24 protein-coding genes are annotated in these 25,486 nt (G+C 73.2%); 11 read left to right on the top strand and 13 right to left on the bottom strand.

Annotation, left to right across the window (positions count from 1 at the left end):
• Positions 1-16: 16 nt before the first annotated feature.
• Genes QWJ41_RS05960 through QWJ41_RS05970 form a run of 3 tightly spaced genes read right to left on the bottom strand, consistent with a single transcriptional unit; the run spans position 17 to position 5,060 of the window.
• Complete coding sequence (locus QWJ41_RS05960) at positions 17-1,456, bottom strand: FAD-dependent oxidoreductase (RefSeq protein WP_302706450.1); 1,440 nt, start codon at positions 1,454-1,456, stop codon at positions 17-19.
• On the bottom strand, positions 1,453-3,549 hold the full coding sequence (locus tag QWJ41_RS05965; protein WP_302706451.1) for a molybdopterin oxidoreductase family protein: 2,097 nt from the start codon (positions 3,547-3,549) through the stop codon (positions 1,453-1,455). Before QWJ41_RS05965 ends, QWJ41_RS05960 begins: the two co-directional genes overlap by 4 nt.
• A complete protein-coding gene (locus tag QWJ41_RS05970) occupies positions 3,549-5,060 on the bottom strand; it encodes an MFS transporter (protein WP_302706453.1) in 1,512 nt (503 codons plus the stop codon). Before QWJ41_RS05970 ends, QWJ41_RS05965 begins: the two co-directional genes overlap by 1 nt.
• Positions 5,061-5,219: 159 nt before the next feature.
• On the opposite strand from QWJ41_RS05970, the gene QWJ41_RS05975 reads away from it, so the two are divergent.
• Positions 5,220-5,735, top strand: coding sequence for a metallophosphoesterase family protein (locus tag QWJ41_RS05975; RefSeq protein ID WP_302706455.1), 516 nt, complete (start codon positions 5,220-5,222; stop codon positions 5,733-5,735).
• Positions 5,736-5,753: 18 nt separating this feature from the next.
• Here the strand turns inward: QWJ41_RS05975 and QWJ41_RS05980 are convergent, their stop codons facing one another.
• Entirely contained in the window at positions 5,754-6,188 is a 435-nt protein-coding gene (locus tag QWJ41_RS05980; RefSeq protein ID WP_302706456.1) for a hypothetical protein, read from the bottom strand.
• Between the two features lie 310 nt (positions 6,189-6,498).
• On the opposite strand from QWJ41_RS05980, the gene QWJ41_RS05985 reads away from it, so the two are divergent.
• The 5 genes from QWJ41_RS05985 to QWJ41_RS06005 all read left to right on the top strand — a co-directional run bounded on the left by QWJ41_RS05985 (position 6,499) and on the right by QWJ41_RS06005 (position 12,773).
• Positions 6,499-6,777 carry a DUF4212 domain-containing protein gene (locus QWJ41_RS05985; protein ID WP_179615128.1) on the top strand — a complete coding sequence of 93 codons (279 nt, stop codon included), beginning with the start codon at positions 6,499-6,501 and terminating at the stop codon, positions 6,775-6,777.
• A complete protein-coding gene (locus tag QWJ41_RS05990; RefSeq protein WP_302706458.1) occupies positions 6,774-8,447 on the top strand; it encodes a sodium:solute symporter family protein in 1,674 nt (557 codons plus the stop codon). Before QWJ41_RS05985 ends, QWJ41_RS05990 begins: the two co-directional genes overlap by 4 nt.
• 253 nt (positions 8,448-8,700) lie before the next feature.
• Positions 8,701-10,686 carry an acetate--CoA ligase gene (gene acs / locus QWJ41_RS05995; RefSeq protein ID WP_302706459.1) on the top strand — a complete coding sequence of 662 codons (1,986 nt, stop codon included), beginning with the start codon at positions 8,701-8,703 and terminating at the stop codon, positions 10,684-10,686.
• Positions 10,687-10,914: 228 nt separating this feature from the next.
• Complete coding sequence (nhaA, locus tag QWJ41_RS06000) at positions 10,915-12,276, top strand: Na+/H+ antiporter NhaA (RefSeq protein WP_302706461.1); 1,362 nt, start codon at positions 10,915-10,917, stop codon at positions 12,274-12,276.
• Positions 12,277-12,362: 86 nt separating this feature from the next.
• Positions 12,363-12,773, top strand: a complete 411-nt coding sequence (locus QWJ41_RS06005) for a phage holin family protein (RefSeq protein WP_302706463.1) — start codon at positions 12,363-12,365, stop codon at positions 12,771-12,773.
• A gap of 46 nt (positions 12,774-12,819) precedes the next feature.
• Here the strand turns inward: QWJ41_RS06005 and QWJ41_RS06010 are convergent, their stop codons facing one another.
• The 4 genes from QWJ41_RS06010 to nth are packed head-to-tail and all read right to left on the bottom strand — an operon-like array spanning position 12,820 to position 16,046.
• Positions 12,820-13,989: a MarP family serine protease gene (locus QWJ41_RS06010; protein WP_302706465.1), complete on the bottom strand. Its 1,170-nt coding sequence runs from the start codon at positions 13,987-13,989 to the stop codon at positions 12,820-12,822.
• 4 nt (positions 13,990-13,993) lie between these two features.
• Positions 13,994-14,731, bottom strand: a complete 738-nt coding sequence (locus QWJ41_RS06015; protein ID WP_302706467.1) for an NUDIX hydrolase — start codon at positions 14,729-14,731, stop codon at positions 13,994-13,996.
• On the bottom strand, positions 14,728-15,345 hold the full coding sequence (locus QWJ41_RS06020) for a TlpA family protein disulfide reductase (protein ID WP_302706469.1): 618 nt from the start codon (positions 15,343-15,345) through the stop codon (positions 14,728-14,730). The genes QWJ41_RS06015 and QWJ41_RS06020 overlap by 4 nt, the downstream gene beginning before the upstream one ends.
• Positions 15,342-16,046, bottom strand: a complete 705-nt coding sequence (gene nth, locus QWJ41_RS06025) for an endonuclease III (RefSeq protein ID WP_302706470.1) — start codon at positions 16,044-16,046, stop codon at positions 15,342-15,344. The genes QWJ41_RS06020 and nth overlap by 4 nt, the downstream gene beginning before the upstream one ends.
• Before the next feature lie 164 nt (positions 16,047-16,210).
• Here nth and QWJ41_RS06030 point away from each other — a divergent pair, with 164 nt between their 5' ends.
• The 3 genes from QWJ41_RS06030 (at position 16,211) to QWJ41_RS06040 (ending at position 18,875) form a co-directional block, all read left to right on the top strand.
• On the top strand, positions 16,211-16,888 hold the full coding sequence (locus tag QWJ41_RS06030; RefSeq protein ID WP_179615120.1) for a Crp/Fnr family transcriptional regulator: 678 nt from the start codon (positions 16,211-16,213) through the stop codon (positions 16,886-16,888).
• Positions 16,889-16,974: 86 nt separating this feature from the next.
• On the top strand, positions 16,975-17,502 hold the full coding sequence (locus tag QWJ41_RS06035) for a SigE family RNA polymerase sigma factor (RefSeq protein ID WP_302706472.1): 528 nt from the start codon (positions 16,975-16,977) through the stop codon (positions 17,500-17,502).
• Positions 17,499-18,875, top strand: coding sequence for a WD40 repeat domain-containing protein (locus tag QWJ41_RS06040; RefSeq protein WP_302706473.1), 1,377 nt, complete (start codon positions 17,499-17,501; stop codon positions 18,873-18,875). The genes QWJ41_RS06035 and QWJ41_RS06040 overlap by 4 nt, the downstream gene beginning before the upstream one ends.
• Here QWJ41_RS06040 and QWJ41_RS06045 read toward each other — a convergent pair.
• From QWJ41_RS06045 to QWJ41_RS06065, 5 genes are all read right to left on the bottom strand, one after another.
• On the bottom strand, positions 18,854-19,687 hold the full coding sequence (locus tag QWJ41_RS06045; protein ID WP_336623278.1) for an MBL fold metallo-hydrolase: 834 nt from the start codon (positions 19,685-19,687) through the stop codon (positions 18,854-18,856). The two genes, QWJ41_RS06040 and QWJ41_RS06045, sit on opposite strands and share 22 nt — an antisense overlap.
• The gene (locus QWJ41_RS06050; RefSeq protein WP_302706474.1) at positions 19,684-20,553 is read right to left on the bottom strand and encodes an NUDIX hydrolase; all 870 of its coding nucleotides are present in this window, start codon (positions 20,551-20,553) and stop codon (positions 19,684-19,686) included. The genes QWJ41_RS06045 and QWJ41_RS06050 overlap by 4 nt, the downstream gene beginning before the upstream one ends.
• The gene (locus QWJ41_RS06055; protein ID WP_302706475.1) at positions 20,553-21,020 is read right to left on the bottom strand and encodes a RidA family protein; all 468 of its coding nucleotides are present in this window, start codon (positions 21,018-21,020) and stop codon (positions 20,553-20,555) included. Before QWJ41_RS06055 ends, QWJ41_RS06050 begins: the two co-directional genes overlap by 1 nt.
• Before the next feature lie 10 nt (positions 21,021-21,030).
• Positions 21,031-21,186, bottom strand: coding sequence for a Sp36 family protein (gene sp36 / locus QWJ41_RS06060; RefSeq protein WP_193669691.1), 156 nt, complete (start codon positions 21,184-21,186; stop codon positions 21,031-21,033).
• Positions 21,187-21,325: 139 nt separating this feature from the next.
• Positions 21,326-23,050, bottom strand: a complete 1,725-nt coding sequence (locus QWJ41_RS06065; RefSeq protein WP_302706478.1) for a BCCT family transporter — start codon at positions 23,048-23,050, stop codon at positions 21,326-21,328.
• Between the two features lie 203 nt (positions 23,051-23,253).
• On the opposite strand from QWJ41_RS06065, the gene bagA reads away from it, so the two are divergent.
• Together bagA and bagB are read left to right on the top strand one after the other, a co-directional pair.
• Positions 23,254-24,273 (top strand): ATPase BagA, encoded by a 1,020-nt coding sequence (gene bagA, locus QWJ41_RS06070; protein ID WP_302706480.1) that lies wholly within the window; start codon positions 23,254-23,256, stop codon positions 24,271-24,273.
• The gene (gene bagB, locus QWJ41_RS06075; RefSeq protein WP_302706482.1) at positions 24,270-25,478 is read left to right on the top strand and encodes an ArsA family ATPase; all 1,209 of its coding nucleotides are present in this window, start codon (positions 24,270-24,272) and stop codon (positions 25,476-25,478) included. Before bagA ends, bagB begins: the two co-directional genes overlap by 4 nt.
• Positions 25,479-25,486: the final 8 nt, after the last annotated feature.

Genomic DNA, 25,486 nt, shown 5'->3' on the forward strand with positions numbered 1-25,486 from the left:
CGTCGATGACGTCGTGTCACTTTGTCCGCACGACCTCACAGGTCGGGTCGGCCGCGGCGGTGCCGACCAGCTGCGCGCAGGTCGCGGCGCACGACCCGCAGCCGGTGGTGGCCCGGGTCTGCTCGCGCGCCTGCTGGAGGTCGGCGCACGCCCGCAGCCGCCCGGCGCTCACACCGGCGCAGGCGCAGACCTCCACGTCGTCCGGCAGTGCGTCGGCCGTCGGCGCCGCGGCGCCCTGCTCCGGCAGCAGCAGCTGGCCGGGCTCGTGCGGGCCGAGCACGGTGCCGCGGTCGTAGTGCTGGGTGATCAGGCCGACACGCGACAGGTCGCCGACCAGCGCGGCGGCCACCACGACGCCGTCGCGCACCACCAGCCGAGAGTGCTTGCCCACCACGGGGTTGGTCACCTCGACGACCTCGCCCTCGGCGCCGACCGGGTCGCCGAGCACCGCCACGTCGAGACCCGTGGCGCGCAGCCGGGCGACCCCCCGTGAGCCGGTGTGCTCGACGTCGTGGCCGCAGAGGCGCCGGGCCAGCACCCCTGCCTGGTCCCAGGCCGGGGGCACGAACCCGGTGGTGACCCCGCGGTGCTCGGCGCAGTCGCCGATCGCGTGCACGGTCGGGTCGGTCGGCGAGGTCAGGTGGTCGTCGACCACGACCCCACGGCGCACCGCCAGGCCGGCCGCGCGGGCCAGCGACGTCGCCGGGCGTCCTCCCGCAGTGAGGACGACGAGGTCGGTGTCGAGCACGGCGCCGTTGTCGAGGCGCACCCCGGTGACCCCCTCGCCCGAGGTCGGCTCGACCAACCGCACCGCGCGGGCGCCGGTGTAGACCGTGGTGCCGAGCCGGCGCAGGCTGCGTGCCAGCACCGCCCCGGCGCCCGCACCCACCTGCCGTGACAGCAGGTGCTCGGCGCCCTCCACGACCTCGGTGGCCACCCCGCGCACCGACAGCGCGCGAGCGACCTGCAGCCCCAGCAGCCCGCCGCCCACGACGACGGCGCGCCGGGCGTCGGGCACGGCGTCGAGCAGTCGTCGGCAGTCTGCCAGCGAGCGGAAGGCGTGCACCGCGGGGTGCAGCCGGCCCTCGGCGGTGACCAGCCCCCGCACGGGCGGCAGCGTGGGCAGTGAGCCGGTGGCCAGCACCAGGCGGTCGAAGGGCACGACGGTGCCGTCCACGAGCATCACGTCGCGGTGCCCGCGGTCGATCGCCAGCACCCTGCTGCCCAGGCGCAGGTCGATGCCGCGCTCGGCGTACCACTCGGGCCGGCGCAGCGTGATCGCGCTGTCGACGTGGGTGCCCTCGAGCACCGCCGAGAGCAGGATGCGGTTGTACGCCGGCACCGCCTCGTCGCCCAGCACCGTGACGTGCCCGGCGTACCCACCGGCGACCAGCTGCTCGACCAGCCGGGTCGCGGCCATCCCGTGGCCCACCACCACGAGGCGCTCGCGGCTCACGCCGCCGCCACGCGGGCCGCACAGACCTTGAACTCCGGCATCCGGCTGGCCGGGTCGAGGGCGTCGTTGGTCAGCCGGTTGACGCCGAGCCAGTGGAACGGCACGAACACGGTGTCGGGGCGGATCGTGTCGACCACGCGCGCAGGGGCACGCAGGGTGCCGCGCCGGGTCCCGACCTCGACGAGCATCCGGTCGGCGACACCCAGCCGGGCGGCGAGCTGCGGGTGCATCTCGACGAACGGGCCGGGGTCGGGCAGCGCAGCGATCCGCCTGGTCTGCGCCCCGGACTGGTACTGCGCCAGCACCCTCCCGGTGGTCAGGTGCAGCGGGTAGTCCGCGTCCGGCGCCTCGGCCGGCCCGCGGTGGTCGACGGCGTGGAAGTGCGCCCGGCCGTCGGGAGTGGCGAAGCGCTCGGCGAACAGGCGGGGGGTGCCCGGGTGGACCGGCTGTCCGTCCCCGGTCACCGGGCACGGCCAGAAGACGCCGTGCTCGGCCTCGATGCGGGCGTAGGTGATGCCGCTGTAGTCGGCGACCCCGCCCGCCGAGGCGCGCCCCAGCTCGTCGAAGACCTCCTCGGGGTCGGTCGCGAAGTCGACCGGGGAGCCCAGCCGTCGCGCCAGCCCGGCCATCACGTCGAGGTCGGAGCGCACCCCCTCGGGCGCCGGCACCGCCTGGCGGCGCAGCACGACCCGGCCCTCGAGGTTGGTCATGGTGCCGGTCTCCTCGGCCCACTGGGTCACCGGCAGCACCACGTCGGCCAGGGCCGCGGTCTCCGAGAGCACCAGGTCGCAGACGACCAGCAGGTCGAGCGCGGCGAGCCGCTCGGCCACGTGCGTGGCCCGGGGCGCCGAGACCACGATGTTGGAGCCCATCACCAGCAGGGCGCGGGGGCCGGTCGTGCTGCCGAGTGCGTCGAGCATCTCGTAGGCCGAGCGGCCGCGGCCGGGCAGCGAGTCGGGGTCGACGCCCCACACCCGGGCCACGTGGGCCCGGGCTCCGGGGTCGTCGATCATCCGGTAGCCGGGCAGCTGGTCGGCCTTCTGGCCGTGCTCGCGCCCGCCCTGGCCGTTGCCCTGGCCGGTCAAGCACCCGTAGCCGGCATGGGGCCGACCGGGCATCCCGAGCGCCAGCGCGACGTTGATCCAGGCCAGCACCGTGTCGGAGCCCTGGGCGTGCTGCTCGGCGCCGCGGGCGGTGAGCACCACGACCCGGCCCGCCCCGGCGAGCAGCCCGACGAGCGCCTGCTGCTCGGCGACTGCCACCCCGCTGACCCGCTCGACCCGCTCGGGCCACCAGCCCGCGACCGAGTCGGCGACGACGTCCCAGCCCCGCGTTCGCTCCTCGACGTAGGCCGTGTCGACGTGGCCGCCCGCGAGGAGCAGGTGCAGCACCCCCAGGGCCAGCGCCAGGTCACCCCCCGGCACCGGCTGCACCAGCACGTCGGCGTGCGCCGCGGTGGGGGTGCGGCGCGGGTCGACCACCACGACGCGGCCGCCCCGCTCACGCAGCCGGTCGAGGTGGCGCGCCGCGGGCGGCATGGTCTCGGCGAGGTTGGAGCCGACCAGGACCACGACGTCGGCCTCCTCGACGTCGGCGAGCGGGAAGGGCAGTCCCCGGTCGATGCCGAACGTGCGGGTGGCGGCCGAGGCGGCCGAGCTCATGCACCACCGCCCGTTGTAGTCGATCTGGCTGGTACCGATCGCGACCCGGGCGAGCTTGCCGAGCTGGTAGGCCTTCTCGTTGGTCAGCCCGCCGCCGCCGAAGACCCCGATCGAGTCGGGGCCGTGCTGCTCACGCAGGCCGGTCAGCCGCTCGGCGACCAGGTCGAGCGCCTCGTCCCAGGACGCCGCCCGCAGCTCGCCGGTGCCGCGGTCGCGCAGCAGCGGCGTGGTCAGCCGATCGCGACTGCCGCGAAGGCCACCGGCCGTCCAGCCCTTGCGGCACAGCGCCCCCTCGTTGACCGGGAACTCCGCCCAGGGCTGCACCTCGAGATCCCGGCCACCACGGCCCGAGCCGGTCAGGGTCATGCCGCACTGGAGGGAGCAGTAAGGGCAGTGCGTCCGGGTCTCCTGCGGGGTCGCCGCGCCGGCCATCAGGCCCGGGCCTGCGCCAGCGGCGCGGTGCGGCGGATGTAGGTCGCCCAGGTCACCAGCGCGCAGAGCACGTAGTAGGAGATGAAGAGGACGAAGGCCGTCTTGACCGCCGCCAGCGGATCTGTGATCCACGGGGCGCCGAACATCATCGGGATCAGGAAGCCACCGACGGCGCCGGCGGCCCCGATGATCCCCACGGCCGCGGACGACTCCTTGGTGGCCCGCAGCAGCGCACCGCGGTGCTCCGGCGTGCCCTCGACGGTGCCGGCGCTGTGCTGGAAGCGCCAGATCGTCGGGATCATCCGGTACGCCGAGCCGTTGCCGACCCCGGTGGCGGCGAAGACGCACAGGAAGAAGGCCAGGAACAGCGGGAACCACGAGGAGTTCGCGTCGGCCACGGTGAGGTCGCCACCGGGGTTGGCCACCACCTGGCCCAGCGTCCACAGCACCGCGCAGGTCGAGACGATCATCGCCACGAAGGCCGCCAGCGTCACCCGGGCGCCGCCGAACCGGTCGGCCAGCCAGCCGCCGAAGGGCCGGGTGAAGGAGCCGACCAGGGCGCCGAGGAAGGCGTAGAAGACGAAGTTGATGCCACCGGTGACCGCACCGCTGGCCGGGTCGACGACCGAGAAGTTGACCTTGATCAGCAGCGGCATCGCCGCCGAGTAGCCGATGAAGGAGCCGAAGGTGCCGATGTAGAGGAAGCTCATCACCCACGTCTGGGGGCGGCGCAGCACCGCGGCGCTCTCCCTGCTCGAGCCGGTGGCGGTGCCGAGGTTGTCCATGTAGAGGTAGGCGCCCAGCGCGGCGACCAGGGCCAGGGCGACGTACACCCAGCCGGCCCGCTCGAGGTGGATCCCGCCCTCCGCGGCCTTGACCAGCCCGAAGACCCCGGCCGCACCCACGATGACGGGCAGGAAGAACTGGATCACCGCGACGCCGATGTTGCCGCCGGCAGCGTTGAGGCCCAGCGCCGCGCCCTTCTTGGCGGAGGGGTAGAAGGCGTTGATGTTGGCCATCGACGAGGCGAAGTTGCCACCGCCGAGGCCGGCGGTGGCAGCGATCAGCACCATCACCCAGTACGGCGTGCCCGTGCGCTGCACCGCGACCACGAAGAGGAGCGTGGGCACCAGGAGCAGCAGTGCGCTGGCCACCGTCCAGTTGCGGCCGCCGAAGCGCGGCACCGCGAACGTGTACGGCACCCGGATCAGCGCACCCACCAGGTTGGGGGCCGCGACCAGGAAGAACAGCTGCTGGGGGCTGTAGCCGAAGCGGCTGCCCAGCATCGCTGCCGAGACGCTCCAGATGAGCCACACCGAGAAGCCCAGGTGCTCGGCGAAGATCGACCAGGCCAGGTTGCGGCGCGCCACCTGCTTGCCGCCACCCTCCCAGAAGTCGGGCTCCTCGGGCCGCCAGTCGTCGATCCAGCGCCGGGTACGACGACGAGGCGGGGCGGAGGGCGGGCTGGCTGCCGGTGCTGCGGCGCCGGGTGCGGGCTGCAAGGTGGTCATGGCGGTTCTCCTCGGGGGAGCACGGGCGGATGTCTGCGCCAGCCTCCCGAGCGCAGGTTTCACCCCGCGTGCGCCCGCCGCGTCGCTCCCGTCAACTTCCGCTCACGGCCTCACGCCCCTCACGACCTCACCCCGCCGCCCGGTCGGCACACTGGCCCGGTGCCGACCCGTCTGTTGATCATCGCCGACACCCACCTTCCCAAGCGCGCCAAGGCGCTGCCCGACGAGGTGTGGGCGGCGGTCGAGGAGGCCGACGTCGTGGTGCACGCCGGTGACTGGGTCGACGTGGCGCTGCTCGACGAGCTCGAGCAGCGCAGCCGACGGCTGGTCGCGGTGCACGGCAACAACGACCACGGGGTGCTGCGCGAGCGGCTGCCGCTGGTGGCCGAGGCCGAGGTCGAGGGGCTGCGGCTGGGCGTGGTGCACGAGACCGGCGACAAGCAGGGCCGCGAGAGGCGCTGCGACGCGGACTACCCGCACCTCGACGTGCTGGTCTTCGGCCACAGCCACATCCCGTGGGACACCACGACCCCCGGGGGCCTGCGGCTGCTCAACCCGGGTTCACCCACCGACCGGCGCCGCCAGCCGCACTGCACCTACCTGACGGCGCTCGCCGCCGACGGCGGGCTGCACGACGTCACCCTGCACCGGCTCCCGCCCCGCACCGCTCGCTGACCTTCAGGCGCCGAGCGCTCAGGCGCTGACCGGGCCGCGGTGCAGCCGCACCGCGCTCACGCAGGCCAGCACCCCGCCGCCGAGCACCAGCACCAGGCCCGGACCGGGCATCCAGCCGGCGGTGCCGACCAGGCTCAGCAGGTGCCCGACCTGCCACAGCGGCAGCGCGAGCGCCACCACGCCGAGCAGCGCCGCCTGCGCCACCGCGAGCGCGCGCATCGGCACCATCACCCCGGCGAAGCCGAGCATGCACGCGTAGAACGTCCACAGTCCGGCGCCCTGCCCGCCGAGCACGGTGCCGATCGGGGTGTCGACCCAGGGCATGAACGAACCGAAGAGCACCAGGAAGCTGGCTCCCAGCAGGCTGCGGCGCCCCGGCTCGCCGCCCCGACGCCCCCGCGTGCGCGTGCGGCCGGCGGGAGTCGTGGTGGCAGGGCTGCTGGTGGTGGCCATGTCGGGAGGCTACGACGGGTGACCCACGTCACGGCAGGGGTGCACCGCGCGCGCCGGCCGAGCGTCGTACGCCGCGCGGCGAACGGTCACCGCGACGCGACGAGCGGTCCACCCCGACCCTCACCAGCCGCTCGACGGGGGTCCCGGCACCGCTCGGCCGCCGCTCGTCGCAGCCGTCGTCCCGCTCGTCGCAAAGTGTGACCGCAGTCACTCTTTGCTCTTGCGACGACCCCCGCGACGGCGATTGCATCCCGTTCCGACGACCTGACGTGTGGTCCACCTCACGCGCCGTCGAGACGAGGAGGAAGCGATGGATGACGCACAGCGCCGGGAGTACTGGCGCCGCAACGTGCGGCTGATGGCCGTGCTGCTGACGATCTGGGCCCTGGTGTCGTTCGGCGCCGGGATCCTGTTCGTGGAGCCGCTCAACGAGATCGTGGTCGCCGGGTTCCCGCTCGGCTTCTGGTTCTCCCAGCAGGGCGCGATCATCACGTTCGTCGCGATCATCGCGGTCTACGTGTGGCGCATGGACAAGCTCGACGCGGAGTTCGGCGTGGAGGAGTACGAGCAGGAGGTGCACCACTCGTGAGCGACATCCAGCTCTGGACCCTGATCTTCACGGTCATCACCTTCAGCGTCTACATCTACATCGCCTACGCCAGCCGGGTCAGCACCACCTCGGGCTTCTACGTCGCCGGCGGCGGCATCCCCGCCGTGGCCAACGGCGCCGCGATCGCGGCCGACTGGATGAGCGCCGCGTCGTTCATCTCCCTGGCCGGCATCGTGGCCTTCGCCTACAACGGCTACGCCGGCAGCGTCTTCCTGCTCGGCTGGACCGGCGGCTACGTGCTGCTGGCGCTGCTGCTGGCGCCGTACCTGCGCAAGTTCGGCAAGTACACGCTGCCCGACTTCGTCGGCGACCGGTACTCCGAGACCGCCCGGCTCGTCGCGGTCATCGCCGCGATCGTCGTCTCGTTCGTCTACGTCGCGGGCCAGATGGCCGGCGCGGGCCTGGTCTTCACCCGGTTCCTCGGCGTCGGCACCACCACCGGTGTCGTCATCGGCATGACGGTGGTCTTCTTCTACGCCGTCCTCGGCGGCATGAAGGGCATCACCTGGACCCAGGTCGCGCAGTACTCCGTGCTGATCGTGGCCTACATGATCCCGGCGTTCGCGGTCTCCGCGAAGGTCACCGGCATCCCGGTCCCGCAGATCGGCTTCGGCGACATCCTGGCCGAGCTCGACGGACTGCAGCAGGACCTGGGCCTGGCGGCGTACACCGAGGCGTTCACGCAGACCTCGATGCCCAACATGGTGCTGATCACCGCGGCGCTGATGTTCGGCACCGCCGGGCTGCCGCACGTGATCGTGCGGTTCTACACCGCCAAGAGCGTGCGCGCGGCCCGCTACAGCGCCCTGTGGGCGATCTTCTTCATCGCGCTGCTCTACACGACCGCACCGTCGGTGGCCGCCTTCACCAAGCTGCAGATCCTGCAGGACCTCGACGGCACCGCGATCGGCTCGGAGCCGGGCTGGTTCAGCACCTGGTCGGAGGTCGGGCTGGTCTCGGCGACCGACGCCAACGGCAACGGCGTCATCGACTTCGCCACCGAGACCGTCATCAACAACGACATCATCGTGCTGGCCAGCCCCGAGATCGGCGGCCTGCCCGCGCCGATCGTCGGCCTGGTCGCCGCCGGTGCCCTCGCCGCGGCGCTCTCGACGGCCTCGGGCCTGCTGCTGGTGATCTCCTCGGCGGTGGCCAACGACGTCTACTACAAGAAGATCAACCCGGCGGCCACCGAGGCCAAGCAGCTGATGGTCGGGCGCATCGCCATGGCCGGCGCGATCGTCGTGGCCGGCTACTTCGGCATCAACCCACCCGGCTTCGTGGCCCAGGTGGTCGCGCTCGCCTTCGGCCTCGCCGCGGCCAGCTTCTTCCCGATCCTGGTGCTCGGCATCTTCTGGAAGAACTGCACCGCGAAGGGCGCCGTGGCGGGCATGGTCACCGGACTCACGGTGACGTTGGCCTACATGATCTGGACCATCGACATCTACGGGAACTCCGACGGCCTGTTCGGCATCCCCGAGACCGGGTTCGGCACCGTCGGCATGCTGATCAACTTCACCGTCACCATCGTGGTCTCGCAGTTCACCACGAAGCCCTCGCCGATCATGCAGGAGCTGGTCGAGGAGATCCGCTACCCCGGCAAGACCAAGCTCGTCGCCCAGCACCAGGCGGGCGAGATCGAGCTCTGAGCAGCACCCACGGTCGGGGGGGGGGGGGCGCCCCCCCCCCCCCCCCCCCCCCCCCCCCCCCCCCCCGCCCCCCCGGGGGGGGGCCCCCCCCCGCCCCCCCCCCCCCGGGGGGGGGGGGGGCCCCCCCCCCCCCCCCCCCCCCGTCCCGCCGGCGCTGCGGCGTTCGCCCTCGGGGGCGTTCCCACGCCGGCCGCCGGCGTCCTAGTGTGACGACGGCCGCACCGCACGCCGACGATCGAGGAGACGAAGAGACGTGAGCGACGAGACCCTGTCGAACCTGCTCAAGGAGGACCGCCGCTTCGAGCCGCCCGCCGAGCTGGCGGCCCACGCGAACGTCACCGCCGAGGCGTACGCCGCCGCGGAGCGCGACCCGGAGGGGTTCTGGGCCGAGCAGGCCGGGCGCCTCGACTGGGCCACCCCGTGGGAGCGGGTGCTCAACTGGGACGACCCGCCGTTCGCGAAGTGGTTCGAGGGCGGGCGCCTCAACGCGGCGTACAACTGCGTGGACCGGCACGTCGAGGCCGGGCGCGGCGACAAGGTGGCCTTCCACTTCGTCGGCGAGCCGGTCGACGACACCAGGGACATCACCTACGCCGAGCTGAAGGACCTGGTCAGCCAGGCCGCCAACGCCCTGGTCGACCTGGGCGTGCAGACCGGCGACCGGGTCGCGATCTACATGCCGATGATCCCCGAGGCGGTCGTCGCGATGCTGGCCTGCGCCCGCATCGGCGCCCCGCACACCGTGGTCTTCGGCGGCTTCTCCTCCGACGCCCTGGCCTCGCGCCTCGAGGACTGCCAGGCCAAGGTGGTCGTCACCGCCGACGGCGGCTACCGCCGCGGCAGCGCCTCGGCGCTCAAGCCCGCCGTCGACGAGGCCCGCACCAAGGCCGCCGAGCTCGGCCACACGGTCGAGAAGGTGCTCGTGGTGCGCCGCACCGGGCAGGACCTCGGCGCCGACGGCTGGGACGACGCCGTCGACGTGTGGTGGCACGAGAGCGTCGACGTGGCCTCCACCGAGCACACCCCCGAGGCCTTCGACGCCGAGCACCCGCTCTACGTCATGTACACCTCGGGCACGACCGGCAAGCCCAAGGGCATCCTGCACACGACGGGCGGCTACCTGACAGGGGCGGCGTACACGCACTGGGCGGTCTTCGACCTCAAGCCCGACGACGTCTACTGGTGCACCGCCGACATCGGCTGGGTCACCGGGCACTCCTACATCGTCTACGGGCCGCTGGCCAACGGCGCGACCCAGGTGCTCTACGAGGGCACCCCCGACTCGCCCGAGAAGGGCCGCTGGTGGCGGATCATCGAGGAGAAGAAGGTCTCGATCTTCTACACCGCCCCCACCGCGATCCGCTCCTTCATGAAGCAGGGTCGCGAGATCCCCGACGGCCACGACCTGTCGAGCCTGCGGGTCCTGGGCTCGGTCGGCGAGCCGATCAACCCCGAGGCCTACGTCTGGTACCGCCACGTCATCGGCGGCGACCGGACCCCGGTCGTCGACACCTGGTGGCAGACCGAGACCGGCCAGATCATGATCAGCCCGCTGCCCGGCGTCACCCACGGCAAGCCCGGCTCGGCGATGATCCCGATCCCCGGCATCAGGGCCGACGTCGTCGACGAGGAGGGCCGCTCGGTCGGCAACGGCGCGGGCGGCTACCTGGTGCTGACCAAGCCCTGGCCGGCGATGCTGCGCACCATCTGGGGCGACGACGAGCGGTTCAAGGAGACCTACTGGTCGCGCTTCGAGAAGCTCGGCTACTACTTCGCCGGCGACGGCGCCAAGCTCGACGACGACGGCGACCTGTGGGTGCTGGGCCGCGTCGACGACGTCATGAACGTCTCGGGCCACCGCCTCTCGACCACCGAGATCGAGTCGGCGCTGGTCTCGCACCCGAAGGTCGCCGAGGCCGCGGTCGTCGGCGCCCAGGACGAGGACACCGGCCAGGCCGTCTGCGCCTTCGTGATCCTGCGCGACGAGGCGGGTGACGGCGGCGAGGACATCGTCGAGGAGCTGCGCGCCCACGTGCGCAAGGAGATCGGCCCGATCGCAAAGCCGCGCCAGGTGATGATCGTCGCCGAGCTGCCCAAGACCCGCTCGGGCAAGATCATGCGCCGGCTGCTGCGCGACGTCGCGGAGCACCGCGAGATCGGCGACGTCACGACGCTGGCCGACTCCTCGGTGATGGACCTGATCTCCTCGGGCATCTCCAGCGACAAGGGCGACGAGTAGCACCTGCCCGCGAGCCGGCGCTACTTCCTGTCGAGCCGGCGCTACTTCCTCGAATGCTGAGGAACTGGCGCCGGCTCGCGAGGAACTGGCGCCGGGTCGGCGGTGAGGGGTGAGCTCGTACGCCGCTACGATGAGTGGCTGGTGCGCCGGGAAGTCTGGTCGGCAACGAGGCCGTCGACCCCTGTCGACGGCCTGGTCCATGACCGACCACCGCTCCGAGGAGCCCCCGTGAACTCCAGCAGCACCCCGCCCTCCACCTCCGGCTCGTCGCGGCTCTTCTCGCGCGGCAGCTTCCTCGAGGACTCGCGCATCGCGGGCGTGCTGCGGGCCGAGACCACCGGCGGGCTGCTGCTGATCGCCGGCGCGCTCATCGCGATCGTGTGGGCCAACACCCCCTGGTCGGGCACCTACGAGGCGATCCGCGACTTCAAGCCGATCTCCGAGCCCCTCGACCTCGGCCTGTTCAGCCTGCACCTCGACCTGAGCCTCGGCACCTGGGCCGCCGACGGCCTGCTGGCGATCTTCTTCTTCGTGGTCGGCCTCGAGCTCAAGCGCGAGTTCGTCGCGGGCGACCTGCGCGACCCCCGGCGGGCGGCGCTGCCGATGGCCGCGGCCGTCGGCGGCATGGTCGCCCCCGCCCTGATCTACCTGGCCTGGAACGTCACCGCCGCCAACGGCGGGCCCAGCGGCTGGGCGATCCCGACGGCCACCGACATCGCCTTCGCGGTGGCGATCCTGGCGGTCCTCAGCACCCACCTGCCCGCAGGGCTGCGCACCTTCCTGCTCACCCTGGCCGTCGTCGACGACCTGCTGGCGATCACGATCATCGCGCTCTTCTACACCGAGGAGCTCGACCTGGCCTTCCTCGGCCTGGGCCTGCTGCCGATCCTGCTCTTCGCCCTGCTGGTGCAGAAGCGCATCTTCCGCGGGATGCTGCTGATCCCGCTCGCCCTGATCGCCTGGGTGCTGGTGCACGAGTCCGGTGTGCACGCCACCGTCGCCGGCGTGCTGCTGGGCTTCACCGTCCCGGTGCTGCGCCGCGACGAGGACAGCGACAAGCCCGGCCTGGCCGAGCACCTCGAGCACCTCGTGCGCCCGATCTCGGCCGGCTTCGCGGTGCCGGTCTTCGCCTTCTTCGCCGCCGGCGTGACCGTGGGCGGCCTCAGCGGGCTCGTCGAGTCGCTGCAGGACCCCGTCGCCATCGGCATCGTGACCGGACTGGTCGTCGGCAAGGCGGTGGGCATCACCGGCTCGACCTGGCTGCTGGCGAAGTTCACCAAGGCCGACCTCGACGACGAGCTGTCGTGGATCGACGTGGTGGGGCTCTCGCTGCTGGCCGGCATCGGCTTCACCGTCTCGCTGCTGATCGGCGAGCTCGCCTTCGGCAGCTCCTCCGAGCGCGACGAGCACGTCAAGGTCGGCGTCCTGGTCGGCTCGCTGCTCGCCGTGCTGCTCGCCTCGATCGTGCTGCGCGCCCGCAACCGCGTCTACAAGTCGCTGTGGGAGGCCGAGCAGGTCGACAAGGACCACGACGACATCCCCGACGTCTACCAGACCGGCGACCACGACCCGGCGACGCCGCCGGCCTGAGCCTCACCCCCACTGGCGGCGCGGGTGGGGGGCCGGGCTTGTAGGGTCGGAGCCCGACACCGCACTCACCGCATGGGAGCAACCGCATGGCCATCGAGCCGGTCAAGGACACCGATCCCACCATCGGGCGTCTGGTCACCGACGCCAGCCGCGACATCTCCACCCTGATCTCGAAGGAGATCCAGCTCGCCAAGTCCGAGCTGAAGGTGAGCGTCAAGGCCGGCGGCATCGGCGCGGGGCTCTTCGCCGCGGCCGGCTTCCTCGGCGTGCTGGCCGTCATCATGCTCTCGGTGGCGATCGCCTACTTCATCCACTGGAACGGCTCGGGGCTCTCCCTGCACTGGGCGTTCCTGATCGTCTTCGGCGCGTACGCCGCCCTCGCCGGGCTGCTCGTGCTCGTCGGCGTGAAGAAGGTCAAGCAGGTGCGGGCGCCCGAGAAGGCCATCTCCCAGGGCAAGCAGATCCCCTCGGCGCTCAAGGGCAAGCACAGCGCCTGAGCCTCACCTGGGCCTCGACCCGCCCTGACCCGGGCCAAGCAGCGGGCTAAGCACACGCCCCGGTCGACACCGCACCGGTGGCCGACCGGCCCTGGTCGGCGGCCTGTTCCACCTGGTCGGTGGTCAGCGCGTAGCCGGTGTCGCCGTCGGTGACCGAGGCCGCGAAGATGACTCCCACGACGTCGCCCGAGGTCGAGACGATCGGCCCGCCGGAGTTGCCCGGGCGCACCAGCCCGCGCAGCGAGAACACCTCGCGGATCACGGTGCCGTCGCCGTAGATGTTGGGCGAGCGCAGCCGCTGCTCGGCGCGGATGCGGGCGGCGCGCACGTCGTAGGGGCCGTCGAGGGGGTAGCCCAGCACCGCGACGGCGTCGCGGGGTGCGGCGTCGGCGAACTCCAGCGCCGGGAGCCCGCCGGAGTCGAAGGAGACGACCGCGACGTCGATGTCGGGGTTGTAGTAGACGACCTGGCCGTCGACCGGCCCGTCGGCGGTCTGCACCTGCGGGGAGTCGACCCCGGCGACGACGTGGGCGTTGGTCATCAGCCGGTCGGGGGCGTAGACGAACCCGCTGCCCTCGACACCGCTGCCGCACGAGTTGGCGCCCCGGATCTTCAGCACGCTGGGGGCGGCGCGCTGCACCGCAGGGCGCTGCAGCATCTTCTCCGAGCCGGGGCCGACCTCGACGATGCGCTCGGGGGCGAAGGGCTCGAGGTAGCGCGGGAAGAAGCTGGTGCCGACCACGGTGTTGAAGGTCTGCAGCAGCCCGCCGGCCGACTGCGGCAGGACGGAGTCGACCTTCTCCAGCACCGTCGAGGCCCGCACCATCGGGGTCACGCCCGCGATCCGCGAGCCCGACACGGCCACGCCCAGCGCCCAGGCCACCAGCAGCACCGCGACGGCGCTGAGAGCCGCGCCGCCCACCGCGTCGAGGGCGCGCACCGGCTGCCAGGTGATCCGCGAGCGCAGCCGGGCGCCGACGTACTGCAGGGTGGCCTGGCCCAGCGAGGCGGCCAGGATCACGATGAAGAGCGCACCGAGGGTCACCAGCAGCGAGGGGTTGGCATCACCCAGGGCGATCGGGGCGAGCCAGATGCCGAAGAGGCCGCCGGCCAGCAGGCCCGCGGTGGCGAAGGCACCGGTGATGAAGCCCTGCCAGTAGCCCGACAGGGCGTAGGCGACGACGAGGAGGACCAGCAGCCAGTCGAGCAGGTTCATGTCGTCAGATGTCCTCGTGGGGTCGGTCGGGCTCGTCCTCGATGTCGAGGAGGCCCGGCGTGGGGCGGGGGTCGGCGGCCAGCATGTGCGCCGGCAGGTCGCGCACCCGCGTCTCGTCCCACGGCTGGGTCCAGCCCAGGAAGTCGAAGAGCTTGGCGATGATGCCGCCCGTGAAACCCCACAGGATCACGTCGTTGTCGGGCCCGATCATGAAGCCCGGGCTCTGGTAGCCGCGCGGGTGGCGCACGGTGACGCGGTGCTCGGGGTCGAGCAGCTCGCTGATCGGCACGTGGTGGATGGCGTGCACCTCGGCGCTGCTCGCGATGTGCACGCCCGTGGGGTGGGCCCACCAGCCGAGCACCGGCGTGACCGCGAAGTTGCTCGGCGGCAGCCACAGGTCGGGCAGGGTCGCGAAGACCCGGACCTCGGCGGGCTCGAGGCCCACCTCCTCCTCCGCCTCGCGCAGGGCCGCCTGCACCGCGCTCTCGCCGGGGTCGACGCCGCCGCCGGGGAAGGAGACCTGGCCGGGGTGCGAGCGCATGTCGTGGGCGCGCTCGGTCAGCAGCAGCTCGGGGCCCTGCGGTCCCTCGGCGAAGAGCATCAGCACCGCGCCGGGCCGGGCGCTGCCGTCGCTCGGCGGGGTGAAGCGGGTCAGGTGGTCGGCGGTGATCGCTCGGGCGCCCTCCTGCACCGGCAGCAGCCACGCGGGCAGCGGGGCCAACGAGCCGCTGGGTCCGCTCACAGCTCGACCCCCAGGTGCTGGGCCACCAGGTCCTCGAGCTGCTCGACGCTGCGGATCTCCATCGGCAGCACCGCCTCGACCTCGCCGTCGGCCCCGACCAGCACGGTGGTGGGGAACGCGACGGCGCGCACCACCGGGTCGAGACCCAGCTCGCCCTCGGTGTCGGCGACCTGGGGGTAGGTCACGCCGCTGTCGACGAGCAGCTCCATGGCGCCCTCCGTGATCGGGTCGGCGAAGTCGACGCCCAGGACGTCGACGCGGTCACCGTGCTGCTCGTAGAAGTCCTGGAGCACCGGCAGCTCGCGCTTGCACGGCGCACAGGTGGCGAACCAGGCGTTGAGGACCAGCGGCCCCCGCAGCGACGACAGGTCGACCGCCGGGCCTCCGCCGAAGCACGCGAGCTCGAGCTCGGGCAGCCCGCCCTCGACCGGCTCGCCGTCACCGGGACGACAGTCCTCGATCCCGGCCTCGGCCTTGGCCTCGCGCAGGGAGGGGGTGTCGACGTCGATCTGCGCCGGGCCGGGCGCGGGGACGAACGAGCCGTCCTCGCCCGAGCAGGCGCTGAGCACGAGGGCCGCCGCCGCCAGGACGGGGGCGATCCGGCGTCGGGTCACCGGCGCGCCTCGGTCTTGACGAGCGCGGCCGCGGTCTCGGGGTCGGTGGGCCCCTCGCCGTACGACGGGCACCAGCGCGCCACCGGGCAGGCACCGCAGGCGGGGCGCTGGGCGTGGCAGCGCCGGCGACCGTGCCAGATCAGCCGGTGGCTCAGCATCGTCCAGTCCTTCTTGGGGAACAGCGCGCCCACGGCGTGCTCGACCTTGACCGGGTCGGTCTCGTCGGTCCAGCCCAGGCGGCGCGCCAGCCGGCCGAAGTGGGTGTCGACGGTGATGCCGGGCACGTCGAAGGCGTTGCCGAGCACCACGTTGGCGGTCTTGCGCCCGACGCCGGGCAGCTCGACCAGGTCGACCAGCCGGGGCGGGACCTGCCCGTCGTGGTGCTCGACCAGGTGGGCCGAGAGCTTGAGCAGCGACTCGGTCTTGGCCCGGAAGAAGCCGAGCGGGCCGACGATCTCCTCGAGCACGGCGCGGTCGGCGGCGGCCATCGCGCGGGCGTCGGGGTAGGCCGCGAAGAGCGTGGGCCGCACCGCGTTGACCCGCCGGTCGGTGGTCTGCGCGGACAGCACGGTCACGACGAGCAGCTGGAAGGGGTCGTCGAAGTCGAGCTCGCAGCGAGCCTCGGGGTAGGTCTCGGCGAGGACCCGGTGGGTCTTGCGGGCACGACGCACGAGGGCGGTGGGGGTCTCGGCGGCGGGCACCGGGCCAGCCTACGAGACGGCACCGACACCCCTGACGCGGCGGGCGCCGCCGCGCCGGGCAGGGGCGATGGTGCCTGTGACCAAGTCCACTGGATAGCATTGCCCACATCCGTGCGCCCTGCGCGGCCGAGTCTCGAGCACCCGCACGCACTACAGGAGGTCCGGTGGACAACGACGTACTGCGTCAGGCACCACTCTTCAGCGCCCTGGACGACGAGGCGGCCTCCGCGCTGCGCACGTCCATGACCGAGAGCCGGCTGCGCCGCGGTGACGTCCTGTTCCGCGAGGGCGACTCCGGCGACAAGCTCTACATCGTGCTCGAGGGCAAGGTGAAGCTCGGCCGCACCTCCTCCGACGGCCGCGAGAACCTGCTGGCCATCCTCGGCCCCGGCCAGATGTTCGGCGAGCTGTCGCTCTTCGACCCCGGCCCGCGCTCGGCGACCGTCACCGCCGTCACCGACGCCTCCTTCGCCTCGCTGTCCCACGAGGACCTCCTGCGCTGGCTCGAGGGCCGCCCGGTCGTGGCCCGCGGCCTGCTCACCCAGCTCGCCGGGCGATTGCGCAAGGCCAACGACGTCGTGGCCGACCTGGTCTTCTCCGACGTGCCCGGCCGCGTCGCCAAGGCGCTGCTCGACCTCGCCGACCGCTTCGGGCGCACCGCCGACGACGGCGTGCACGTGCACCACGACCTCACCCAGGAGGAGCTGGCCCAGCTCGTCGGCGCCTCCCGCGAGACGGTCAACAAGGCGCTGGCCGACTTCGCCTCGCGCGGCTGGCTGCGCCTGGAGCCCCGCTCGGTGGTCATCATGGACCTCGAGCGGATGTCGCGCCGCGCCCGCTGAGCGCACCTGCTCGAGAAAAGTCCACGACGGCTGCCCCCTTTTCCGACCTGCACCGCGTCTGAGCAGGTGAGGACGAGGAGACAGCCATGGGGTCACGCCACGAGCGGCGCGAGGAGCAGCACGACGCCTTCGAGGCGTTCGTGCGTGCCCGCACCCCGGCGCTGACCCGCACGGCGTACCTGCTGACCGGCGACGCGCACCTGGCCGAGGACCTCGTCCAGAGCGCGCTACTCAAGGCCGCCGAGCACTGGCACCGCATCGAGACCTCCCCCGAGGCCTACGTGCGGCGCACGCTCTACACCCAGCAGGTCTCGATCTGGCGACGCCGTCGCGGGGTGCGCGAGCACGCCCTCGGCTCGTACGACGCCCCGGCCGCGAGCAGTGGCGCCCACGACCCCGACCTGCGGCTGAGCCTGGTCGAGGCGCTGCGGCGGCTGACCACCCGGCAGCGCACCGTGCTGGTGCTGCGCTTCTTCGAGGACCTGACCGAGCCGCAGGTGGCCGACGTCCTCGGGGTCAGCCGCGGCACGGTCAAGTCGACCACCCACCACGCGCTCGCGCGCCTGCGGGTCCTCGCCCCCGACCTGGCCGACCTCGTGGAGGACCCCGCATGAGCACCCACCCGCAGCTGAAGGACCTGCTCGAGCAGGCGGCCGAGACCGTGCCGCCCGCCGAGGTGCCGCGCGACACCTGGCGGCGCGGACGCCGGCGGCACCACCGCTCGCTGGCGCTGCGGGCGGCCGCGGTCGTCGGTGTCGTCGCGCTCGTCGCTGTCACCCCCGGCTTGGTGGACCGGGCCACCGACCGCTCGCTGCCGCAGCCCGCCGGGGACGGGTCGTCGTCGCTGGGCCTCCCCGACCGCCTGCACGAGGTGCCCTCCTACCTGGGCTCCGGTGGGGAGCGGGAGCGGTGGGCCGACGACGTGGTGAGTGACGATCTGGCCACGGGGACGGTGGCCGCCGCCTGGGTCACCCGGGCCGGGCTGCCGGTGCTCGTCGACGCCACCGACGGCACGTACCACCTGCTCGACCTGCCCGACTTCCTGCTGACCAGCGGCCTGACCATCAGCTGGTTCCCCGGCGACGCACCGCCGCTGGCCCTCTCCCCCGACGGCGACCACTTGGCCTACGCCTACGCATGGCCCGCCACCGACGACGGCACCGCCGTGCCCTCGGGCATCCGGGTGGTCGACCTCGCGACCGGCGAGGTGACCCGGGACCTGCCGCTGGAGGGCGGCGCCGGGGTGCTCGTCACCCAGGTGTCCTGGTCCCCCGCCGGTTCCTGGCTCGCCTGGTCCGGCTTCGAGACGTCGTACTGGACCACGTCCGGCCTCAACGGCAGCAAGGCGGTGACGGAGACCGTCGCGCCGGACGGGACCAGGCGGCGGCTCCCTGCCGGGGGCAGCACCGTCGTCGACGACGACGGCACCACCGCCGTGTTGACGGGCGGGCAGGTCCGGGTGCACCGCCCGGACGGCGCCCGATCGGCGCGCCGCCCGATCGACATCCTCGAGGCGACCGAGGCCGCCTCGCTCGCCCCCGACGGGAGCCGCCTGGCCCTGGGCGCCCAGGAGGGCTACGACCTGGTCACGGTGCGCCTGGACCGTGACGAGGTGTCGACGCGATCGGGCGAGGGACCGGGCGACGGCTCGTGGTCGGTGCGCCCGCTCGGCTGGGTGGACGACGCAGTCCTGGTGCAGCGCACCCCGCCGGCCAGCGGCGACGAAGGCCGGCTCAGCCTGGTCCCCGTCGACGGAGACCGACCGGTGCGCGACGTCGCTGCGCTCGACGGCGGCGTCGGCCCGCTGAGCGTGGCCACCGACCTGGTCACCGAGCAGCGGCCGACCGTGTCCCGGCCCGCGCCCGACTGGCCCTGGTCCGAGGAGCGGTGGGTGCTCACCGTGGGCCTGGGCGGCCTGGGTCTGCTCGTGGCCGGCGGGCTCGCCTGGCTCGTACGCCGCCGCGCTCAGCGCCGCTCGGCCAGGTAGGCCAGCTGGGCCCGCACCGACAGCTCGGCGGCGCCCCACAGCACCGGGTCGACGTCGGCGTACACGATCTCGACGACGCGCCGCGGCAGCTCGTCGACGGCGATGCCCTCGGGGTGCGGGGCGGCGCGCAGCGTCTCGACCGCGGCCTGCACCTGCTCGAGCCGCTCGCGGCGGTGGTCCTGGTAGTAGCCGATCGCGCCCAGCGCGTCGTCGATCACCGGGCCGTGGCCGGGCCAGATGGCGGCGACCTCCTGGGCCTCGGCCAGCGCGTGCAGGCGGCCCAGGGAGCCGAGGTAGGCGCCGAGCTCGCCGTCGGGGTGCGCGACCACGGTGGTGCCCCGGCCCAGCACGGTGTCGCCGGTCAGCACCGCGCGCTCGGCGGGCAGCACGAAGGACAGCGAGTCGGCGGTGTGGCCGGGGGTGCCCACGACGCGCACCTCGAGCCCGTCGACCTCGACGACGTCGCCGTCCTCGAGCCCCTCGGAACCCAGCTGGTGACGCGGGTCGAGGGCCCTCACGCCGCAGCCCATCCGCTCGGCGAACTCCTTCGCGGCCTCGGAGTGGTCGTGGTGGTGGTGGGTCAGCAGCACCGCTGCGACCTCGCCGGCCACCTCGGCCACCGCGTCGAGGTGGGCCAGGATCGAGGGACCCGGGTCGACCACGACCGAGCGGCGCGCGCCCGGCTCGCGCAGCACCCAGGTGTTGGTGCCGTCGAGGGTCATGTGGTCGGCGTTGGGCGCCAGCACGCAGCGGGCCCGCTCGCCGAACGACCCGCCGGCCCAGCCGGAGGGCCCCACGACGGGCGTGCTCACGGCTGCCTGCGCTCGGCGACCAGCGGTCGCAGCCGGTCGGGCATCGACAGGGTCCAGCCGTCCCCCAGCGGCTCCACCGTCGGGGTGAACATCTGCACCGAGCGCTCCCGGGCCGCTTCCAGCACCGCGGCCGGGTCGGCGTAGGTGCCGACCTCCATCGAGGTCAGGTAGGTCGGCGGCATCATCGCCAGCTCGCCGGCGTCGGCCTGGTCGGCCGCGACCCGCGCCGGCAGCCAGGTCACCGACGACGACTCGCTCGAGACGTCGCGGGTCACCTGCCCCGCGGGCAGCTCGGCGACGAAGAACCATGTGCGGTAGCGCTTCGGCTCGAAGACCGGGGTCAGCCAGGCGTCCCAGACGCCGAGGAGGTCGGTGCGCAGCACCAGCCCGCGCCGGTTGAGGAAGTCGGTCATCGCCAGCTCGCGCGTCTCGAGGGCGACCCGGTCGGCCTCCCAGTCCTCGCCGGTGGTGTCGGCGACCACGTCGCCGTCGGAGACCCCGGCCAGCAGCACCCCCGACTCCTCGAAGGTCTCGCGCACCGCCGCGCAGACCAGCGCGCGAGCGGTCTCCTCGTCGCAGCCGAGCCGGTCGGCCCAGGCCGCGGGGTCGGGCCCGGCCCAGCCCACCTGGGCGTCGAAGTCGCGCGGGTCGACGCCGCCGCCGGGGAAGACCGCCATCCCGGCCGCGAAGTCCATCGAGACCTGGCGGCGCAGGTAGTAGGCCTCCGGCCCGGTCTCACCGCGACGCAGCACGATCACGGTGGCCGCGTTGCGCGGCTCGACCGGCTCGCGGGTGCCGTCGGCGTACTCCGCGGCGAGCGCCACGACCTTGTCGGGCAGCGGCACGGGCGGCAGCGGGATCCGCATCAGGCGTCGGCCACCTCGACCACCAGCTCGACCTCGACGGGCGAGTCGAGCGGGAGCACCGGCACCCCGACGGCCGAGCGGGCGTGCACCCCGGCCTCGCCGAAGACCTTGCCGAGCAGCTCGGAGACACCGTTGGCGACCCCGGGCTGGCCGGTGAAGTCGGGGGTGGAGGCCACGAAGCACACGACCTTCACGATCCGCGCGACCCGCGAGAGCTCGCCGATCTCGGCGCGCACCGCCGCGATGGCGTTGAGCGCGCACTGCACGGCGCACTCGTAGGCCTCCTCGGCGGTGACCTCGCCACCGACCTTGCCGGTGCACATCAGCTCGCCGCTGCGCATCGGCAGCTGCCCGGAGGTGAAGACGTGCGCGCCCGAGCGGACAGCCGGCACGTACGCCGCCACGGGGGCGGCCACCTCGGGCACCGAGTGGCCGAGCTCGGCGAGGCGCTCCTCGGGAGTGCTCACAGCCCGCTCCTCAGCCCTGGGCCGGGCGCTTGAGGAAGGCCACGAGGCCGCCCTGCGCGTTGGTCTGGATGGTCACCAGCTCCCAGCCGTCCTGGCCGAAGTTGTTGAGCATCAGGGCCTCGTTGTGGAGCGGAATCGGCGCCACCTGGTATTCCCACGTCGTCATGGGCCGCACCCTACTCGCCGCGACAGCGCCCCCACCGCCCCCCGAGGAGGCGTCGTACGACGACACGGCCCCGACCGCGCGAGGTGCGCGGCCGGGGGCCGTGTCTGGTGGTGCTGGGTGGTGCTGGGTCGTGCTGGGGTCAGCGGCGGCGCTTCGTGGTGGTCGAGGAGTCCTCGACCGCCGGGATGGTGCCGCTGTCCTGCAGGCCCTCGGTCACCTCGTCGGCGATCTGCGTGGCCAGCCACTTGCGCTTCTTGCGCTGGATGACCCGGTTCTCGGCCAGCAGCGCCCTCGCGGTGGCGATCATCAGCAGCACCATGATGATGCTGAAGGGTGCCGCGACCAGGATGGCGCTGGTCTGCAGCGCCGCGAGCCCGCCCGCGCCGGCCATCAGCAGCACGGCGGCGACGACGCCCTCCATGCCGGCCCAGAACGCACGGCTCCACACCGGCGGGTTCGGGTCGCCGCCCTCGGCGAGCATGTCGACCACGAACGAGCCCGAGTCGGAGCTGGTCACGAAGAAGACCACGATCAGGAAGATCGCGACCACGCTGAGCAGGGTGCCCAGGGGCAGGGTGTCGAGCATCTGGAAGAGCGCCAGGTCGGTGCTCACGCCCTCCTCGCCGATCAGTCCGCCGCCACCGAACATCTCGGTCCAGATGGCCGTGCCACCGAGCACCGAGAACCACAGGAAGGTGACCATGGTCGGCACCAGCAGCACGCCGAGCACGAACTCGCGCACGGTGCGACCGCGCGAGATGCGCGCGATGAAGACGCCGACGAACGGCGCCCAGCTCATCCACCAGCCCCAGTAGTAGGTGGTCCAGCCCGAGAGCCAGCTCTGCCCGGCCTCGCCCTGGAAGGGGCGCACGTCGAAGGAGAGCTTGAGGAAGTTCTGCAGGTAGGACCCGATCTGGGTCACGAAGTCGCTGAGCAGGAAGACCGTCGGGCCCAGCAGCAGCACGGCGGCCAGCAGGCCGGCGGCGACGCCCATGTTGATGTTCGACAGGTAGCGGATGCCCTTGTCGACGCCGGTCACGACGGAGACCAGCGCGATGCCGGTGATGATGGCGATCAGCAGGACCAGCAGCGGGGTGCTGGCCTCGTCGACGACGCCGAGGAAGCTCAGGCCGGCGCCGACCTGCTTGACACCGAAGCCGAGCGAGGTGGCGACACCGAAGAGGGTGCCGACGATGGCGACGACGTCGACGACGTCACCCCAGAAGCCGAGGATGCGCTTGCCGAGCAGCGGCTCGAGGGCCCAGCGGATCGAGATCGGGCGGCCCTTGCGGTGCACGGCGTAGGCGATCGCGAGGCCCACGACCACGTAGATGGCCCAGGCGTGCAGGCCCCAGTGCAGGAAGGTGGTGTCCATCGCGGTGCGCGCGACCTGGTCGGGCCCGCCGGCGACGTCGGTGCCCGGCGGCGGGGTGGCCAGGTGGTTCAGCGGCTCGGCGACGCCCCAGAAGACCAGGCCGATGCCCATGCCGGCCGCGAAGAGCATCGCGAACCACGACTTGAGCCCGAACTCGGGGTCCTCGTCGTCCTTGCCGAGGACGATCGAGCCCATCGGCGAGAGCGCCATCCAGAAGGAGAAGGCGACGAACGACGTCACCACGAGCACGTACCACCAGCCGAGGTCGATGACGACGGTGCTGTTGGCCTTCTGCAGCAGCTCGCCCATCCGGTCGGGGAAGATCGCGGCGATCGTGGAGAAGACCACCAGGATCACGGCGGCGGGGATGAAGACGCGGGGAGCGGCCATCGGGAACCGGCGTCGCGTGGCCGCCTCGGCGCGGTTGGGCGCGTCGGGTGCCGGCTCGTCCGGATGAGCGGGTCGGTCTGTGGGCGGGCTGGACGTCATGACTGCCTCTCGGTCGGGATCACTCTGAGTCGGTCGTGCTCGGTCGGGCGTACCCACCGCGGGGCCCTGGGGGGGCCTGCCGGACCCCGAGGTCGGCGCGGGAGCAACCGACTACGTTACCGGCCGTCCGCCCTTCTCGTCACACCTGCGGGTGGTGCGCGACCACCCGGCGGGGTGCGAGGGGGCGCACTAGGCTCGGGGCCGTGAGACGTACCGACTGGTCCGAGGTGCAGCTGCACGTGGTGACGGGCAAGGGCGGTACCGGCAAGTCCACCGTCGCCGCCTCCCTGGCCCTGGCGCTGGCCGCCGAGGGCCGCCAGGTGCTGCTCTGCGAGGTCGAGGGCCGCCAGGGCATCGCCCGGATGTTCGACGTCGACCCGCTGCCCTACGCCGAGCGCCGCATCGCCACCGGTCTGGCCGGTCCCGGCGCCGGCAGCACCCAGGGCAGGCCTGGCACGGTGCACGCGCTGCACATCGACCCCGAGGCGGCGCTGCTGGAGTACCTGGCGCTCTACTACAAGCTCGGCCGGGCCGGGCGAGCCCTCGACCGCTTCGGGGTCATCGAGTTCGCCACCACCATCGCCCCCGGCGTGCGCGACGTCCTGCTCACGGGCAAGGTCTACGAGGCCGTGCAGCGCAACAGCCGCAACAAGGGCGCCGTGCAGTACGACGCCGTGGTGCTCGACGCCCCGCCCACCGGGCGGATCACCCAGTTCCTCAACGTCAGCGACGAGCTCGCCGGGCTGGCCAAGGTCGGCCCGATCCGGGCCCAGTCCGACACGATGATGACGCTCTTCCGCTCCCCGCGCACCGCCGTGCACCTGGTCACGGTGCTCGAGGAGATGCCGGTGCAGGAGACGGCCGACGGGATCGCCCAGCTGCGCGAGGCGGGACTGCCGGTCGGGGCGGTCGTGGTCAACCAGGTGCGCCCCCAGGACGTGGCGCCCGACGACCTGGCCGACGCGCTCGCCGGCCGGCTCGACCGGAGCCGGCTGGGCGCCGACCTGGAGTCTGCCGGCATCGAGGTCACCGACGCCCTGCTCGACGGGCTGGTGGCCGAGGCCCGCGACCACGCCGAGCGGCGGGCCCTGGAGGACGCGCAGCGCCGGTTGGTCGCCGACTTCGACGTGCCCGTCGTCGAGCTGCCGCGGCTGGCCGGCGGTGTCGACCTCGGAGGGCTCTACGACCTCGCCGCCACCCTCGACGAACAGGGGCTCCGATGACCCAGGGCACCAGCACCCGCCGCGGCGACCGCTCCCGACCGCGCGTCGGACCGCTCGCCGCCCACCCGTCGCCGGCGCCCGACCTCGACGTCGACGCCCTCATCGACGACCCGGCGACGCGGATCATCGTCTGCACCGGCTCCGGCGGCGTGGGCAAGACCACCACCTCGGCGGCACTGGCGCTGCGCGCCGCCGAGCGGGGCCGCTCCGTGGTGGTGCTGACCATCGACCCGGCCCGCCGGCTCGCGCAGTCGATGGGCATCGAGGAGCTCGACAACACGCCCCGGCCGGTGGCCGGCGTCGAGGGCCCGGGCGGCCTCGACGCGATGATGCTCGACATGAAGCGCACCTTCGACGAGGTGGTGGAGAGCCAGGCCACCCCCGAGAAGGCCCGCCAGATCCTGGAGAACCCCTTCTACATCGCCCTGTCGAGCTCGTTCGCCGGCACCCAGGAGTACATGGCGATGGAGAAGCTGGGCCAGATCGACGCCGCCGCGCGCCGCGACGGCACCTACGACCTGATCGTCGTGGACACCCCGCCCTCCCGCTCGGCGCTGGACTTCCTCGACGCGCCCGAGCGGCTCTCCAGCTTCCTCGACGGGCGGTTCATCCGGCTGATGCTGGCGCCGGCCCGCGGTCCGGCGCGCCTGGTCACGGCGGGGCTGGGGCTGGTGACCGGGGCGCTGATCAAGATCCTGGGCGCACAGGTCCTCACCGACCTGCAGACCTTCGTGGCCGCGCTCGACACCGTCTTCGGCGGCTTCCGGCAGCGGGCGCAGCGCACCTACGCCCTGCTGCAGGCCGAGGGCACCGCGTTCGTGGTGGTCGCCGCCCCCGAGCCCGACGCGCTGCGCGAGGCGGCCTACTTCGTGGAGCGGCTGCGCGGTGACCGGATGCCGCTGGCCGGGCTCGTGGTCAACCGCGCCAGCCCGGCGGCGTACGACGACCTCGACGCCGACGAGGCGATGGCCGCGGCGCAGCGGCTGCGCACCCGTGGCGACCACGAGCTGGGGGCCGGGCTGCTGCGGCTGCACGCCGACCGGGTGCGACTGGTGCAGCGCGAGGCCGGGCTGCGGGCGCGCTTCGCGGCCGCGCACCCCGACGTGCCGACCACGACCGTGCCGGCACTGGCCGGCGACGTGCACGACCTCGACGGGCTGCGCCGCATCGGCGACCTGCTGGGCAGCGCCCCCGCCACCGGCTGAGCGGTGGC

The sequence above is a fragment of the Nocardioides cremeus genome, from assembly GCF_030518195.1.
Lineage (GTDB): Bacteria > Actinomycetota > Actinomycetes > Propionibacteriales > Nocardioidaceae > Nocardioides > Nocardioides cremeus.